At 43.4% G+C, this 18,127-nt stretch carries 9 protein-coding genes; 4 read left to right on the top strand and 5 right to left on the bottom strand.

The window, feature by feature from the left end; all coding sequences use genetic code 11:
* The first annotated feature begins 78 nt into the window (after positions 1 to 78).
* The 3 genes from AOG26_RS15000 to AOG26_RS14990 all read left to right on the top strand — a co-directional run bounded on the left by AOG26_RS15000 (position 79) and on the right by AOG26_RS14990 (position 6,235).
* On the top strand, positions 79 to 1,029 hold the full coding sequence (locus AOG26_RS15000) for a GGDEF domain-containing response regulator (protein ID WP_235575503.1): 951 nt from the start codon (positions 79 to 81) through the stop codon (positions 1,027 to 1,029).
* A gap of 52 nt (positions 1,030 to 1,081) precedes the next feature.
* Entirely contained in the window at positions 1,082 to 4,603 is a 3,522-nt protein-coding gene (locus AOG26_RS14995; RefSeq protein ID WP_054563249.1) for an ATP-binding protein, read from the top strand.
* Positions 4,604 to 4,729: 126 nt separating this feature from the next.
* Positions 4,730 to 6,235 (top strand): phospholipase effector Tle1 domain-containing protein, encoded by a 1,506-nt coding sequence (locus AOG26_RS14990; RefSeq protein WP_054563248.1) that lies wholly within the window; start codon positions 4,730 to 4,732, stop codon positions 6,233 to 6,235.
* An 18-nt stretch (positions 6,236 to 6,253) separates the two neighbouring features.
* Here the strand turns inward: AOG26_RS14990 and AOG26_RS14985 are convergent, their stop codons facing one another.
* The 5 genes from AOG26_RS14985 to arfA form a co-directional block, all read right to left on the bottom strand.
* Entirely contained in the window at positions 6,254 to 7,006 is a 753-nt protein-coding gene (locus AOG26_RS14985) for a substrate-binding periplasmic protein (protein WP_054563247.1), read from the bottom strand.
* A 584-nt stretch (positions 7,007 to 7,590) separates the two neighbouring features.
* Positions 7,591 to 10,224, bottom strand: coding sequence for a glycosyl hydrolase family 18 protein (locus AOG26_RS14980; RefSeq protein WP_054563246.1), 2,634 nt, complete (start codon positions 10,222 to 10,224; stop codon positions 7,591 to 7,593).
* A 65-nt stretch (positions 10,225 to 10,289) separates the two neighbouring features.
* Positions 10,290 to 11,897 carry a lytic polysaccharide monooxygenase gene (locus AOG26_RS14975; protein ID WP_054563245.1) on the bottom strand — a complete coding sequence of 536 codons (1,608 nt, stop codon included), beginning with the start codon at positions 11,895 to 11,897 and terminating at the stop codon, positions 10,290 to 10,292.
* A gap of 52 nt (positions 11,898 to 11,949) precedes the next feature.
* On the bottom strand, positions 11,950 to 15,114 hold the full coding sequence (locus AOG26_RS14970) for a glycosyl hydrolase family 18 protein (RefSeq protein WP_054563244.1): 3,165 nt from the start codon (positions 15,112 to 15,114) through the stop codon (positions 11,950 to 11,952).
* Between the two features lie 464 nt (positions 15,115 to 15,578).
* Positions 15,579 to 15,770 (bottom strand): alternative ribosome rescue factor ArfA, encoded by a 192-nt coding sequence (gene arfA, locus AOG26_RS14965; RefSeq protein WP_054563243.1) that lies wholly within the window; start codon positions 15,768 to 15,770, stop codon positions 15,579 to 15,581.
* A 233-nt stretch (positions 15,771 to 16,003) separates the two neighbouring features.
* Between arfA and AOG26_RS14960 the strand changes: the two genes are divergently transcribed.
* Positions 16,004 to 17,875: a monovalent cation:proton antiporter-2 (CPA2) family protein gene (locus tag AOG26_RS14960; protein WP_054563242.1), complete on the top strand. Its 1,872-nt coding sequence runs from the start codon at positions 16,004 to 16,006 to the stop codon at positions 17,873 to 17,875.
* Positions 17,876 to 18,127: the final 252 nt, after the last annotated feature.

Genomic DNA, 18,127 nt, shown 5'->3' with positions numbered 1-18,127 from the left:
AAATAACTTTTTAATTCTTAAGTTGTAGAAAATCCCAAAATCCAGTCTATGCTTTATTCATCGCTTGGAGGGAATAGTTTGCAACCGGTAGCTAGTCGCACAGATTTAAAGCTTAAAGATTCTGTTATTTTAATTGTTGATGATGAACCAATTAATACAACCGTAATAGAAAGTTTGCTCTCACCCTTCTATAAAACCCACACAACAGATTGCGGTGAAAACGTACTGCACCTGTGCGAGACCGTTAAGCCTGATTTAATACTGCTTGACGTGATGCTTGGCACCATGAGCGGCCTTGATGTTTGCAAGCAATTAAAAAAACACTCCCAATACAAAGATATTCCGGTGATATTTATTACCGCCATTATGGATCAAGATGACCAAAATCGCTGTTGGCAAGCAGGTGCTGTCGATTTTGTGTCAAAACCGGTTTATGGCGTCACATTACTTAATCGCGTAAAAGCGCATTTGACCTTAAAAAAACAAGCCGATTTACTCAAAAGTCTTTGTGAGCACGACAGCCTCACTGGTTTAAACAACCGACGATTTTTACAAAATACCCTTGATCAAAACATTCGATTAGCAGTCAGAAACGATAAAGCTCTTTCGGTATTAATGCTCGATATTGATTACTTTAAACAGTACAACGACTCTCTTGGTCATCAACAAGGTGACGAATGCCTAAAACGCGTTGCTGATGAAATCAAAAAAAGTGTTAATCGCCCAACTGATACCACTATTCGCTATGGTGGTGAAGAATTTTTATGTGTTTTGCCAGACACCGATATTCAAGGGGCACAATTTATTGCTCACAAGCTGTTGGCAAACATCCGTGAACTAAATATTGAACACCCACATGCAACCTCTGGAGTACTCTCTATTAGTATTGGTAGCGCAACATTTTCTGGGCATGAAGCCATCGACACTGACGAACTAATTCGCTGTGCCGATAAAGCGCTATATCAAGCCAAGCATCAAGGGAGAAACCGCTGTGTTTGCATACTTGCTGAACCCAGTTTTAGCTTTTGAGCTAAATCAAACCTTACTACCAACTCACGTTTTCGGTATGGAGGGCTAAACCATGGATTACGAAGTATTACACCAGAAAAAAGCGACAACCTCTGAAGGACGCTTTTTAATACCATTAGCGATTGCTTTTATAGCCGCAATTATGTGCTCAGCAATTTTCTTTTTCGAACTACAACTTCATAAAAATATTAAAAACAGCGTTGCAGAAAGACTGAGAGAATCAAGCGCTACCGTAGATGTGCAAGTCCATGAAAAAATAAATAAATATAAAAACGATTTACAGTTTTTATATTCCACTCCACCTATATCAGGACTTGCCAGAGCTGCAGCAAATGGTGGTAACGACCCTCTTGATAACACTACCTCAGAGCAATGGAAAAAACGTTTAGAAACGATATTCGTTGCATTTTTACAATCAAATTCTGAATTCGAGCAATTACGTATCATCAGTACACAACGAGCAGGACAAGAACTGATCAGGGTAGACAGAGCTGCCGGTGGCATAGTTGTAAAAGCAGATAATCAGTTACAGGATAAAAGTGCCCGTGACTATTACCAGCAAAGTTCGCAATTGTCACAGGGTGATATGTATTTATCAGCAATAACACTTAACCGAGAATATGGAAAGCTCGATTATCCTTATAAACCTATGCTACGTATTGCCTTACCCATCTTTGATGAAAATATGCAGCGCTATGGGCTGATTATTGCAAACATTAATACATCTCAGTTATTTGCATCTCTTAATGCGATGGTACAAGCACCAAACTCATTGATCCTAACAGACAGCGAAGGCTACTTTTTAGTTCACCCTAATGAAGACTTTCGCTTTAGCCGTGACTTAGCACCAAACAAACGCTGGGACTCAGTGTATAAGTCTGAACCTGCCTATTTAGAAAATATACTCAGTATTAGCTCTAACTTTGCTGGTAAACAACAATACGAAGCGTTAACTAAGCGCATTCCATTTACTGGAGATTTAGAAACGGGGTTTATAGATGCCCACATTATGCTGCCTCACTCTGAAATTAATGCGATGGAACGCGAGCAAAGGATCAGCACTTATGCATTTTTGTTCGGCGTATCTGCTTTTTTGGTGTTTGTACTTGGATTTTTGCATCGAAATTTAAAGCGTAACCGCGAGCTTGCCGAGGCAAGAGCGGTATCTTCAGCCATTATTAGCGGCTCAAAAGATGCCATTATTGCAATAAGTGAGATCGGCCTAGTGTCTAGTTGGAATAAAGCAGCCACTGAATTATTTGGTTTTCAACGTGAACAAGTCTTAGGGGCAGATATAAACAAACTGAATCTATTTCCAAATATTAACATTAAAGAGGTATGTAACGAGGTTAAAAGCCGACGAAAGCAACATGAAATTGAAGTCGACTATCAGCAAAGCAATCAACACACGACTCATTTAGCACTCGCTTTTTCAGCTATTTTTGATGAACATCATCAACACAACGGCACAGCCATCCTCATTCGCGACACTACCGTTGAAAAGCAAGCGAGCGACAAAATTAAGCAAATAAATAACGAACTCGAAATTAAAGTCGCACAAAGAACTGCCCAGCTAGAAAAAGCCAGCCAAGTTAAAAGCGCTTTTATATCAAATATCAGTCATGAGATGCGAACACCATTAAACGGTGTTATTGGCACACTCAATTTAATAAAACGAGAGTCACTAAGTAATCAACAACAGCATTATTTAGAAATGACAGAGGTAAGCGTTAATAGCTTGAACGTACTTATTAACGACATTCTTGATTTATCAAAAATTGAGGCTGGCAAACTCGACTTGGACAAAAAAGCGTTTAACCCTATTAAGTTTTTTGAAAGCTTAAGTGGCAGCATGGCTGTTAAAGCACAAGAGAAAAACCTTGAATTTATTTTAGATATTGCCGATGTTGAGTACAGCTCGATTGTTACAGACCCTCATCGCTACTCACAAGTGATTACCAATTTAATTAATAACGCAATTAAATTTACTAAAACGGGCTTTATAAAATTTACCGCCACAAGCAAACGACTTAGCGATGATAACGTTGAGCTATGCTGCACAATTCAAGATACCGGGATTGGTATTGCGCCTGAAAATCAAAATAAATTGTTTAGTGCTTTCACCCAAGCCGATAACAGTGTGGCCGCACAATACGGAGGCACAGGGCTCGGTTTATCAATTTGTAAGCAGCTAGCTAGTTTGTTAAATGGGCAAATTTCCTTTGAATCAACCGAAGGTAAAGGGAGTACTTTCACATTTACCATTCAGTTAGACAGCCAAAATGTAGAAAAACGCCAACCAAGCAGCCGCTTAAAAGACAGCGTTTTTGCTGTGTCGGTCAAACAACCTGAGCTTGAAAGAAGCCTAACAAAACTAATCTCTCATTGCGGTGGACAGCTCACGAATGTTGACCTAGAAAGCTTTGAGGTAAGCGATAACATGCCCTTTGATACGCTAATTTTAGAGCCTGGCAATCCGTTACTCGCAAAACTTGATAGCTTTAGTGAAAATACCTATGACCATAGCCTGCCCTTTAAATTAGTGGTGCTTATAAACCCAACCGAACCACCACCGCAAGCTAAATTCTGCACCTTTATGCGCTTATCTAAACCTGTGCTTATCTCTGAGTTTTTACTTAAACTAGCTGATGAACGACTCATAAAAGAGCAGCCTGCTCAAGACACAACACCACTTCGTCGCGAGACTGATACGCAAATTCACATAGATGTTGATATTGCTGGAGCAAAAATCCTGATCGTTGATGATAACGATATAAATGCTGCAGTTGCCAAAGGCACATTAATGAGCTTGGCACTGCGCTTTGAAATGGCGTCGAATGGTCAGCAAGCCATTGAAATATTGGCCAGTGCACCTGAAAACGACCCATTTAACTGCGTGTTAATGGACTGCCAAATGCCCGTGTTAAATGGCTATGATGCAGCAGCACAAATACGCAAAGGGGCTGGTGGAGAGTACCATAGCGACATTCCTATTATTGCCATGACAGCCAATGCCATGCTCGGTGAGCGTAAAAAGTGCTTAAATGCAGGTATGAGCGATTACATCACAAAACCTATCAGTGCAGATAAATTGATTACCACTACGGCGAAATGGGTTGCATCAACGTACCCCAAACATCATACAGCGCCAAAAACGATTGCTGTGCCTGAGGTAAATCAGTCGCCCGCTATACTGCAAGAAGAATTAATCGATGAAGAAAAACAGCATTGGAATCGCGAAGCAGCCCTCGGTCGTTTGATGAATAACGAGGTGCTATTAAACAAAGTGAGTAAGATGTTTTTAGAAAGCTCACATAAAAAAATAACGCTGCTAACACAAGCAATCAAAGACAAAGACTACCATGCGATTGCAACCACCAGCCATGCGCTTAAAGGGACCTGCGGCGATGTGGGCGCAGCCAAATTGCACCTGCACTTTACTGAACTAGAGGTACTGGCCGCAAGTAAGGGCAATACGCTAAAAGATATTCAACTTAAGCTACTCGAAATCGAAAAAGACTACGAAATTTTGTTAGAAATTTTACAAAAGCATACCGTAGCCAGAGTCGGCTAATTTTATAAATAGCAAATAAATGGGCTTTAAAATCAAAGCCCATTTTTCATTAAAGCGCCGCATATTTGTCTTCTAATTTTCATAAAGTGGGAGTATGTTTATACAAACCACTAAAGGAATGACGCTATGACCGCTAAAACGCTGATTTTCAACTTTGATGGCACAGGCAGCGAGCCTCGTGATGCAGAACAATTCAGCGCTGCACACTTCAAAGAAGACGCCAGTATTTCTAATATTCTTAAACTTCATTTACTTTTTGGTGGCGCACTCAATAGCGAACCCGAAACACCATTTCCAACCCAACTTAGCTTTTATTATCAGGGTATAGGCACCCAAGGTAGCCGCTTTCGACGTTTATTCAATCAAGCCCTTGCTCCAAGAGGTGATGATGTAGCTAGCATTTTAAACCGTGCTATGAGCGACTTTAAAAGCTACTACACTGTGGGTGATAAAATACTACTAACTGGTTTTAGCCGCGGTGCTGCCCTTGCTAGGCGCTTTGCCAAATGTTTAGAGCCACTTATTAGTGATGATGTTTACTTATGTGTATTTGATACTGTTGCATCAATTGGTTTTTCAAAGGTAACAAAAGCAACCCGCGGTGCTGAGCACGTTATTTTTGAAAACTACACGCTAGCAAGCAATATAAAAGCAGCCCTTCATTGCGTGGCACTTGATGAAAAGCGCCGTGCATTTGAACCCACACTTATTAATAGTGCGCCACATGTACAAGAGATCTGGTTTGCGGGCGCTCATTCAGATGTGGGTGGCGGCTATTATCGTGATGGTTTAGCCGACATTTGCCTACGCTATGCGATTGAGTGGCTGATTGAACAAACCGTCGCATTAAACTTACTTACCAGTGCGGATATCAATTACAACACCTTGCTCCCAGAAGAGCATCGTAACCTCATTGCTCAAGATGATGTCACCGTTACACCAGATCCATTGGCACTAAGCCATCAGCAAAACTATTTTTGGTTTAACCCTTTGTTTAAACTGGTAGATCGCGAATGCTGTGTATTGGTTGATAACGAACAAAGCAAGCTCGCGCCAACTATTCATTACACAGTAGCAGAGCGTATTAATCGTTTAACGAGCTATCGCCCTGAATCGTTAAAGAGCCTTCACTACGAAGTACTTTATAATGACGAAACTCGCTTAAGCTTTAAGGGTTTAAGCCCGCATATTGCGCTTGATAAACAAAATATGACGGTGCTGAGCATAGACGAAAGTAAAGATGTGTTTGTTTATGGCGCTGAAAAATACAACCACACAGGCTTAATGTTAGAGCAAGGTGGTACTTACCGATTTACGCCTTATCCAGAGCAAACTTGGTATGACGACGGCATTAGTTGCGGCCCTGCCGGCTGGCACCGTGACAATATCCAACTTGGGGTGAAAGAAATCCCGATGGCCGTGCTTGAACCGTTTAGACGTTTACCCCACGCACAATGGTTTGCGTTGATTGGCGCTATCGATAACAACGACGATCATTTGTTTGAAATTGCTGAAGGTGCCGATATTCGTATTGCTAAATCAGGCGAGTTTTGCCCTTTTGCTAACGACCTAAACCGCTTTTATGGGGCGAATGCGGGGCGTATTAAACTGCGGGTGACTCGTTTAGGATAGTTTAGTGTTTGGGATAGTTTAGTGCTTAACATAGCGAGCGATGATCTCAGTTATCGCTTGCTGGTTGTTTAAAATTGCTGAGTTAATAGCCGCTCTGTCTTCTGCTAACAGGGTTGTTTCACTCAGCATAAAATAAACGCTGTCATTATTGACAATATACGGATGCAGCTCGATACCCTGCTGATTATTTTTTTGAATTAAATATAAACCAGCTAGTTCATCATCAACAAAAAAATCGACCCGCCTAGCAACTAGCATAGCGAGGCGCTGACGCAAAGATGACACAGTAACGAGTTGTTCTTTATATTTTGCGTCTTCTTTTAAATGAGTAAAGTCAGGGCCAAAATAACTACCACTATTAGTTAAAATAACTTGCTGATGCTCGAGCAGTCCTTGTAAGTCTAGAGACTCTAAGCGGCCATGCGGGTACCAAAACAAACGCATCACTTCATTACGGTAAGGCTCTGAAAAGAAACTAAAAGAGTCACGCTCAGTGCTATAGCTTGCTGCAGGTAGTAAATCGACTTTACCGTGCTTAAGCTCTGCAAAGCCCCGTTTAGATGAAGGCATAACAACATATTTAGCGCAAAATCCTGCTTCTTTTAGCACTAAATTAACCACATCAATATCAATTCCGGTGAGCTTGCCATTTTGCTTAAAAGCATAAGGTGCCCACTGCTGACTAATCCCCACTTTTAGGGTTTTATCGCAGCTAAAAGCCGAGTTACTCAATACAGCAACAACAAGTAAAAACAGCGCTTTTAACCCCATTAAGCCACCTTAGTTTAAATACTTACAGATCATATTATTCAAGTATGGTTGATAATGTCTGAAAGACCAATGTGTGAAGTGGGAAACCATAAATTAGCGAGTTTCAAGGGGAAAGAGTAAAGTTACGAGGTACGAGATTCGAGATTCGAGATTCGAGGTGCGAGGTACGAGGTACGAGATACGAGGTGCGAGGTGCGAGGTACGAGGTGCGAGATACGAGGTGCGAGATTCGAGGTACGAGTCTGTGGCAGCGATTTTACATCGCGTCCTAGAACCTAGCGCCTAATGTTTTCATTCGTAGGCGTGAAACTTGTTTCGCGCGCCTGAAGATAGGAAATTTGAAAAGGTTTACATGGACTATGTTGGGTTCTATTCGCCACTAAAGTACCTCCTACAAGACTTAAATCGCTAAGATGAACACTCGACCTAACCAACCCCACAGGTCGTCTGAAAGCTGAAAGCTTCTTTCCCCTTTCCCCTCGCTAACTTTACTCTTTCTTACTTCCCCCACAAAAAAGCAGCCATACGGCTGCTTTGAAGGGAAATCACATTTTAATGATGGGCATTAAATGTGGTTATTACACTTAAAGTGCTTTCCATACATCCGCGACACCTGGCTCGTCTCCTTGAGTCCACCATTTCGCTTCGTATTTATTACCTTGGTGAGTAACTTGGTCGCCACCGTTATAGATACCCGCAGCTTGCCATACAACATCACCATTACCGTCGGTTGGTTGTGAAGTTGCTTCCCATGGGCCGCCTAAATCAGGGCGCTCGCCTTGTGTCCACCATTTAGCGGTGTACTCTACGCCGTTATAAATTACCGTATCACCACCTACATAGATAGCCGCTGCATCCCATGTCGTTTCACCATCTGGCGGAGTTGTTGTACCCGAGTCTGTCACGGTGACATTAAAGCTCACTGCTGTTGCTGTTTGGCCATCACTTACCGAAACCGACACAACATAACTAGTATCTGCATCAACGCTGCCCGCTTGTAAACTCACATCAGCACCTGAGCCCACTAGCGTTAAGCCTGCTGGCACACTCCAGTTGTATGAAAGCGCATCGCCATCAGCATCAGATGCCGAAACAGCCACGTCCACACTCGCATCTTCTGCCACTGTTTTATCAGTAATTGCCGCAACGACTGGTGCTTGATTCTCGCCTGTCGTTGGTGCTACTACATTTACTGTAACGTTACGGCTTACACTTGCCTCGCCATCGCTCACACTCACAGCAACCGTGTATTGCGTATCAGCAGTCACTGATGGCGCTGTGATTACAAGGGTATTTGAATTTTCACCAGTTACTGTTAACGCACTGTCAGCTGTCCAGCTAAAGCTTAGTGGATCGTTATCTGCGTCAGTTGCCGATGCACTAACAGATACACTTTCGCCCGCATTAACAGATACTGTACTTGATACAGATAGCACTGGCGCTCTATTGCTAGGCTCAGTGACGGTACCACCAAGTGCCTCGTGCATGGCATTAAGAATATCGCCATTATCAGCGTCAATTTCCCATGCAAACAGACCACCTAGATTATATTGATTAACATAAGCACCTTTTGCCAAAACAGAACGACGGTTATCGTATGTAATTAATTTACCGTTGCTACGGTTCCATACATAAGCGGCTTCGGCTTGTTCGTCATAACCTGTTTCAAACCCATTGATGCCATTTTCTGCAGCGCCCAACATGTAAGTTTTGATGCCTTTATAATCGATTACACCGTCTTCCCATACACCTTGCGCTGTAGTGCCTTTAAGTTTGCCGTTGCCCGGTGCTGTCATAGGGTTATCAGCGATAGTCGCGTTTTCTGGATAAACACCTTCCCAGCCACGGCCATACATAGCAGCACCTACCACGATTTTTTTCGATGGTACGTTTTGCGCAAGTAGATTTTGCACTGCATTATCAGTTGTATAAGCAGGGCCTTTATATGGAACGCCTTCTTCATCAACACCCGTGCCATCACACTGACCAACACGGAAATGCGATGAACAATAAAGCGCAGCCTGATGGCCAGTTACATTGCTCCATGCACCATAGTAGTCGTAGCTCATTAAGAAAATGTAATCCATATATTGCTGAGCTTGTGAGTAGTCGACATCTTCAATTTTGTCGTAACCTGCACCAATCGCTGATGTTAACTCATACTCACGACCTGTCTCTGCTTCAAGCTTATCGAGCATCGCGCGCAGCTCTTGCATTAGCGCAACGTATGCAGGGCCATCAGCAACTGGGTCGCCTAAGTTTGGATTAGCACCCTGACCACCAGGGTATTCCCAGTCAATATCAACACCATCGTAGAACTTCCAGGTTCTTAAAAACTCTTCCATTGATGCCACAAACGTGTCGCGATTGGCTTTATCGGTAAAGTAGGCAAATGGGTCTGATAAAGTCCAACCACCTACCGATGGTAAAATTTTCAGATCAGGATAACGCTGCTTTAACGCCATTAACTGCGAATACGTACCACGAATTGGGTCATTACTATCAACACCTGGTAGCGCTTTTTGAATCGCAGCCCATGGGTCGTGGATCACCACTTCAAAATCTTGAGAACCCGCACAAGCAGTATTTAGCGCGTTTTTAGGGCCGCCCGTTAACGAGTCATTCGGTCCACAAATTGGAATAAAACCATACAAGATATGACTGAGGTTTTGCGCTGGAATATTGGTTACATCATAGTCACGACCATAAATACCCCATTCAACAAAGTAGGCGCCTGTTACTAGGCCGTCTTTGGTGCCAATATCTTGGTTATTTGGATCATAATCCATCGGCAATGGCGCTAAGTGGCCGCCATCTGTATCGGCAATAACAATTGGCTTACCTTCACTGCGAGCACAGGTGGTACCGCCTTCACATAGTTCTACATATAATGTGTGACGACCTGCTTTATCATACGGGAAGCTAATAACACCACTTTTGGTACCTGCTGCCAGCGAACCTTCATTAACCAGCATATCATCGAAATACACTTTGTAGCTGTCGCCGCCGTCACCACTCCATGCATTCCATTCAATGCTGATAGTGACTTCATCTACACGGTTCACCAAGCTCTTATATGAACCTGTGCCTTCAAGGTCAACCTCAACAAATGAGTACTCTTGTGGCTCCCAAATAATGGTTGGTGTTGAAGGTGCAGCATTCGCTGCACTTGCAAAGAGTGCAACACCAATGGCTGCGCTTAATTGTTTTATATTCATGATTCTCTCTTATCTATTTTTATATAGCGTTACGCTGTTATTGATAAAGTTTGAACTACAAAACTTTAGATTTCTGTCCATACTTGGCTGGCACCCGGTACATCTCCTTGGGTCCACCACTGCGCTCGATAGCGCTGTCCTTGATAGGTTACTTCGTCGCCGCCTTGATAGGCTTTGCCGCTGTTCCATTCGATTGATACACTGCCAGATTCAAGCTGCCATGCATCACTACTGTCTGGTTGTGCGCCTTGGTTCCACCATTTCGCACTGTAAACTCCGCCGTTAAAACTCACTTTATCGCCCGTGTTGTATTGGCTTGTGCTATTCCAAGCAGGCACGCTCGGATCAACTGGATCAGGGTCGACCACAGTGCTATTAAGCACAGTCACGGTAAAACTAACTTGGCTTGTGAGCTCACCATCTGACACCGATACACTCACGGTGTAACTTGCATCAGCATCCACAGCAGGTGCATTTAGCGTGATGTTGGCATCGCTGCCCGTAAAGCTCAGTGGTGCAGGTACATCCCAGCTATAAGTTAATGTGCTTTGTTGATCATCAAAGGCATGAAGATGTATCGCAGTGCTGCTATCTTCTTCGATTTGAAGGTCGTCTGGTTGATGAATAATCGGCGCGGTATTGTCAGGAGCCGCTTGTACACTTAGTGCAAAGCTGTAATTTTCATTTGTTGTAAAGACCTGATTAGTCATTAAATCAGACGCATCAAAGGCAATATCTCCGGCGCTATTTTGCACGCCAATATTAACTAAGTGCGCGTAATTAAGGTTTAACAACGCTGCAAATTCAGCCTGCCAATTAGCTTGATTATCAGCTGTGATCTGCATTTGTTGAGTAAGTAACTCTTGGCCATTTTCATCAAATAACCGAGCCGACACACTACCGCCAACCTCAGCGTCTTGTCCTTGACGAACAAAGTAGCTAATTGATGTCCATTCAGTTGGCTCTGTCGGGGTCGCATCGCTGACAATATTAATATCGCTACAGTTGTAGAAGCCTTCGCCGCCGGCATCATCTCGCTGCCAACGCGTGTATAAAATGGCATCGCCACTGCGCCCTTGTGGAATAGACACGCTCATTTCATAGTAACGGTCGTTGTTAGCATCAATACTAAAATCAAGATTACCGTACTCTTCAACAAGCTCTAGGTCATCCCAAGTAAGCACTTGAGTCGCACTATCAAAGCCCGGTTTTGTTAAATAAAACTGCCAAAAACTCGGGTTATGCGGCGTACTCGCTAAAAAGCGCACTAAAATATCGCCATTAGCATTAGGAATAACCTCACTGCGTTGCCAATGCGCTGAAGGTAAATCCATACCGCGTTTTTCTGGGTCGCCTGCTGCACATAATCGGCCATCAGGTACACTTTGCTTTACTGCCTCTAGGTTTGTGTAATCAATGGTATTAGCCGAAAATTCAATGTCTTGCACAAACTGTACATGCCCTGCTTCAACAAACGCTGCACGACAAGCAAGGTTAGGGATCCCAGTGCCATCAGCAGGCCACCAGTACCCGCCATCAGCATTACAAAATGCTTGGCGTGCCTTCGGGCTTTCTAAGAATCCGTGGGCATTCACATGGCTTGATGCACAGGCAAGCAGCATGCTGGTTGCCACTGCCGATAAAGACAATGCCTTTGATTTCATTACTTTCATTGTTGTTCTCGCTGTAGAAATGCGGAGCAAAGTCCTTGCTCCGCTTAGTTGGTTAAAGCGTGCAACTCACCGTCCAGTCAGCAGATGTGCCTGGCTCTGTGCTCGTCCACCACTTTGCTTCGTAAATCACGTTGTTGTGATTCATTAGGTCGCCGCCAACAGCATGGCTTGGGTTACCAGCCCAGTCAGTTTGCGGCCAATTTGGATACACAGGGATGCTTGCTACATCAACACCATTACAGCTTCCCTCGCCACCCGTATCACCACCGGTGTCACCGCCAGTATCACCACTGCCAGCTGTGCCATCTGGTAGCATTGGGTATTCAAATTTAAAGGCGTAGGTTTTACCATTTTTCTCAATCGTGAAGTTAGATGGCCCCGTAATTGGCATGTAGTACATAACTTGCGCCTCAACGGTTTCACCAGTGTTAAATGACTTTTCGATACCGCCCCACTCATTCACTAAGGTGATTGAAAAACGATGGAACTCATTTTCAAAACCACCGATATTATCGCCAGCCGCATTAGAGCCATTCGCTTCAACTGCCATGCCGAGCTTTTCTTGTGCATTCCAATTCGATTTGAAAATTGCCGAGGTAGAAACGGGCACATCAAAGCTGATTTTCGCGCCGCTTAAATCGATATCTGAGTTATTGGTGAATGCGAATGTAGGTGAAATTGGATAGTTATCATCACCAATTGGGAAGTCTTTCACTGTAAAGCTTACGTCAACAGCTTCGCTTGGCATGGTGAAATCGACATTACCTTGATGAGTGTTGTAAGCCACACCACTTTGGTTAAATTTATCGTAAGCAAGTGTGGTTAAGCTTGAGCCCATGAAATACTCACCTTTCGCTGAGTCATAATCATAGTCACCGGCAAGCTCCCAGAACATGATGCCACCTAGGCCATTGTTGATAACATAATCAACTTTGGTTGCCATTGATTGCTCATCTTCAATTGATAAGAATACCTTTTTCTCTGCATTCCAAAGCCATGGAGCAACAGCTACATCATCGTAGAAACGTGTGTAAGTACCCGTTAATACATCATCTGCATCGGTTTCTGGCGTTAAGCCGTAGATTTCAAGGTAAGAAGGGTTAATTCCATTTTCGAGATTTTTCGCATGCCATAGTGGGTTCGAACCTGCTGGCATTTCTTCACCAACATCATTCTTATCGTGCCATAGGTTATCTATGCCAAGAGCGCCATTACCACATTGGTTTTTCTCACCAACACCAGTCCCTTTCGCACATTTTGATTGATCTGGCAGCGCTGCTTGGCCCCATAAACCATTAGTACCACCCGACACATCTTTAAAGCCACGGGTGTAATATGGAATACCAATATTGATTCGACCTGCAGAGACCGCACCGCGGAAGTAACGCACAGCCCAATCCGTATTTAAGTAGCCAATTCCTTCAAACTCAGCGGTGGTATAAACGCCCCACTGCGCTAATTCAGAATCAAGACCGGTATCAAACAAGGCTGCGTTGTGCCCTACATGTGAATTCCATGCACCATGTAAGTCATAAGACATAATGTTAACGTAATCGAGATACTTCACGCTTTGGAATGTTTCCATGCCACGTAATAAGTAACCCGAAGATGGCGAAGCAATCGTTAACAAATAATGCTTACCTGCCTTTTCACCTGCAATATCAAGTTCTTCACGTAGTTTTTGCATCAATACACGATACGAGGCGTTAAGGCCTGCGCGACGAGCATTAGAAATAGGAAAATCATCAGGGTGGCCTGAGTCGTTCATTGACGATGGGTATTCGTAATCAATATCGACACCATCAAAACCGTAGGTTTCAATAAACTCAACCGCGCTTTTCGCAAAAGCATCAATTCCCGCTTGGTTCACAGAGCCATCGGCATTGGTTGTCATCGTGTAGAAACCACCACTGTTTACGCGAGTACCGTCTTCACCAAAATAACCACCGGTTTCAGCCCAGCCACCTACAGAGATTAAGGTTTTTACATCTGGGTGTTGTTTTTTGAATTTATTGAGTAAGTTAAAGTGACCTGTGTAACTAAAACTTGGATCCATTTCAGCGCCTGTAACGCCCGGCCAAGTCATGTTTGTCGCTGGGTTGCCAGCAGCATTTGGATCACCAATCGAGACCTTGTTATTGCCATCAACATGCGCGAAGGCATAGTTAATATGGGTGATCTTGTCCCAAGGAATATCGTTAACTAAGTAGCTTGGCTGACCGTTGGCACCATTTCGCCAACTCGTAAAATAACCAATAACTCGGCGTGGATGATCGGCGCCCATTTTCTCGCGACCATTTTCATCATACACGCTACAGTATGGGGTATTGACACCCGGTGTTTGGTATAAGCCTTGTGGTTTACAATCTGTACCGGGTTCTGTTGCTTCAACAACATTAACAACTTTGCTTTGTGTATCCGTCGCGCCTTCGTTATCGGTCACTGTTAAGGTAAATGAAAATTGCCCAAGTGCTGGAGCCTGCCAACTGTAACTTGAAGAAGCAGCACTTGCTTGATGAACTTCAGTGCTGTTTTCAGTTAACGATAATGCGGTTACTTGGCCATCGCTATCAGTGCCAGAAAGCGCAAACACCACACTGTCACCCACCATTACTTGTGATGGCAGTGAGCTAAATTCAATGCTTGCCACTGGCGCTTGGTTAACCGGCTCAACGTCATCAGACACACTCACTGAATGTGCAACCGCTGTAGAGGTTAGCCCTAAATCATCCGTTGCGACCGCACTAATCACATGGCTGCCTTGCGTTGCTTGCCAGCTCGCTGAGTAAGGTGTGCTTGTCACAACACCCAGCGATGTTCCATCAACAAAAAACTCTACACTTGCCACGCTACCATCAGGATCAGTAGCGACAGCACTTATGACAACGCTGTCACCAGTGGTAAATAAAGAACCCTCTGCGGGTGTTAAGCTGCTAATTTGAGGCGCTTGATTCTCATTGACAACGCTGTCACAGACACCCAATAAACGCCATTCTTGATCGACACCAGAAGTCTCCACAGGGTTGGTTTGCGTCCACCACTTAGCTTCATAAGCGCTACCTTGTGCCTGAACCTGATCACCACCAACATGTGTTTGCCCTTGTTGCCACACTTCTAAGTTGCTGCAATCAATCGCAGCCTGTGCTGTAAAGCCGTATAAACCTAGTGACAGCGCACTCAGTTTAAAGGCATTTTTTATTAATTTATGCGAGCTCATTCGCTCCCTCCGCCCAAAGTTTTAATAACATTTATTTTACAAATACAACTTTAAAGTAACACAAAGCGCTATTACGTCAAGCTTACATTTACCTATAAAGGGTAAAATAAACACACTTTTTGATGCTAGGCTCAGTTAAAACCACTAAAAAAGAATTAATTATTTTTATCAAAAAGCAAAAACGAGGATGATTCTACCGAGTGAAAATGAACATAAAATTAACAATAATTTAACCGCGGAAAGCGCGGTACTCCTGGCTTGTATAAAAAACAAGCAACACTTGTGTGAGGGTAGGTGAAAATAATGATTGTGTCGATTATGGGTATATAACGAATAAATTAGTTTTCAAGTAAAAATTTCTATAAAAATTGAGTGAAAATTATTCTTAACACGAATTTTAGTCATAAAAAAAGCAAACACTCAGTGTTTGCTTTTCACAAAAATCCTATTTGATCACAACTTAATTAAGCAGCGATTAAATAGGACTCTCGTCCTGCATGCTTTGCCTTACGTTGATATGCACCTTTACCTTTTTTAGGTTTCTCTACTTTTGCGGTGAACAGCTTAGATGTAACCATTGCGGCGTACACATTATCGTTAATTACACCACGACCAGTATCAACTTGGCCTTGTGTACGTTGTTTCTTTTTGCTCATTTTTTGCTCCTATTTAAAGTGTTGCGAGTATATACCTACCTAAGCGCTACGCAAGCGGTTTTTAAGGAAAAAACGACGATTTCCCCACTTATTTTGTCTTAAGCGCTTTTACTAAACACCATGCCTTGTTGTCATTTTTCTGACTAAATTCGTATTTTTATTGCATTCACTACCTAACTGCTGGCAAAACTAGCGAAAACAATCATAGTTAATTAAAAACAAACAGGATTACGATGACTGACTTTCTCTTAATCGCCTATATTTTCCTTATTGCAGGCATTATTGCCGTGCCTATTGCCAGCAAGTTTGGGCTTGGCTCAGTGCTTGGCTACTTACTCGCAGGTATTGTTATTGGGCCAACACTGACATTTTTAAATGTTGATGTGATTGCCATCCAGCATTTTGCTGAGTTTGGTGTGGTAATGATGTTATTTATTGTTGGCTTAGAACTAGAACCCAAAGCGCTTTGGTCAATGCGAAAGCAGCTTATTGGCCTAGGTGGCGGACAGGTGGTTTTCTCAGCAGCCGCTTTTACTGGAATTGGTTTAGCATTTGGTCATGCATGGCAAACAGCACTTACAATAGGCTTAATATTATCGCTTTCATCGACCGCTATTGTACTGCAAACGCTTTCAGAGCGCGGGCTATTAAAATCAGATGGTGGCCAAGCCTCATTTAGCGTATTACTCACCCAAGATATAGCCGTTATTCCTATGCTTGCGTTTATTCCATTACTTGCTTTACCTGAATTAGCGCCCGCTATTGCAGATACAACCCATGCAAGCGAAGACGGTCATGGTGGTTTAAGTTTGGTAGCAAACCTTGAGAGCTGGCAAGCAGCGCTTGTTACTTTAGGTATGATCGCGCTCGTCGTTTTTGGTGGTAACTACTTAACCGCACCGATTTTTAGATTTGTAGCACTGGCACGGCTTCGCGAGTTATTTACCGCAACAGCCCTATTCTTTGTTATTGGTATCGCTTTAATGATGTCGTTAGTTGGCTTATCCCCTGCGCTTGGCACCTTTTTAGCGGGTGTTGTACTTGCAAACTCACCTTATAAACATGAGCTCGAAAGTAATATCGATCCCTTTAAAGGACTATTACTTGGATTATTCTTTATCACCGTTGGCGCAAGTATCAATTTTCAATTACTCGCAGATAACCTAGCTACCATCGTGCTATTAACTAGCGCACTGATTGTAACTAAAACAGTTGTGCTATTAATTTTAGGCCGTATTTTTGGCCTAAAAGGCGCCGCACTTTGGTTGCTAGCACTGGGGCTTGCACAAGCTGGTGAGTTTGGTTTTGTACTACTGGCTTACAGTGTTTCTAATAATGTTTTAGCCGCAGCCGTTGCCGACCAGCTATTACTGGTTGTGACCTTATCCATGCTGGTTTCGCCGGGATTATTTATTCTATATCAACGTGTGATAGCACCACGCTTTATTTGTGAGCAAGCAGGGCAAGAAACAGAAGAGTTCCCTGATGATAGCCATGTGATCATTGCAGGCTCAGGCAGAATGGGTGGGCTGGTTGACCGTATTTTACAAGCTGGCGGCTATAAAACCACTGTGATTGATTACAACTACAAACAACTTGAGGCCCTTGAGCGTGTTGGTATTCGTAACTTTTTTGGTGATGCCACTCGACCAGATCTACTCAGTGCTGCAGGCATTGAAGATGCAAAACTGCTGGTTGTTGCGCTTGATGATGCCGAACAAATAACTAAATTAGTTCGTTATGCGATGCAAAATTACCCGCATTTACATGTGGTTGCCCGCGCTGTAGACCGCCATCATGTATACGATTTATGGGCTTACGGCTGTCGAGATATTATTCGCGAAACCTACGACAGCACCATGCGCATGGGCCGTTCATCATTTGAAGCACTCGGTATTGAGCGAGAAAAAGCCCAAGAAATGGTCGATATTTTCAGTGAGTTTGATAAAGAAATGCTACGAGAAGCTGCCGATGCCTACGAAATCGGCGTGCCATTCGAAGAAAACCATGCCTATATCGAACGTATCACCAAATTATTCGATGAAAAAGAACCCGAAATAAAACAACAAATGCGCGAGATATGCGAACGAGTTAAAAGGGACTAGGTTCGAGGGGTTAGGTGCTAGGGACTAGGGACTAGGAACTAGGAACTAGGAGCTAGGAGCTAGGTTCGAGGTGCGAGATGCGAGGTGAGAGATACGAGAGTAAACGCGATATAAATCTGATGCGTTCGTAGGAATGGCTTCAGCCATGAACTCTCAAACACCACACAAATATAAGACTACTCGACGTAGGCGTGAAACTTATTTCGCGCGCCATGCAAGCATAACGCCTGCGTAGCAGCGGCTTTATGCCGC

Origin of the sequence: Pseudoalteromonas sp. UCD-33C (genome assembly GCF_001306895.1) — a bacterium.
In the GTDB taxonomy this organism is placed as follows: domain Bacteria; phylum Pseudomonadota; class Gammaproteobacteria; order Enterobacterales; family Alteromonadaceae; genus Pseudoalteromonas.
Note: the sequence above shows the minus strand (reverse complement) of the source record. Positions and strands in the feature narration are given on the sequence as shown.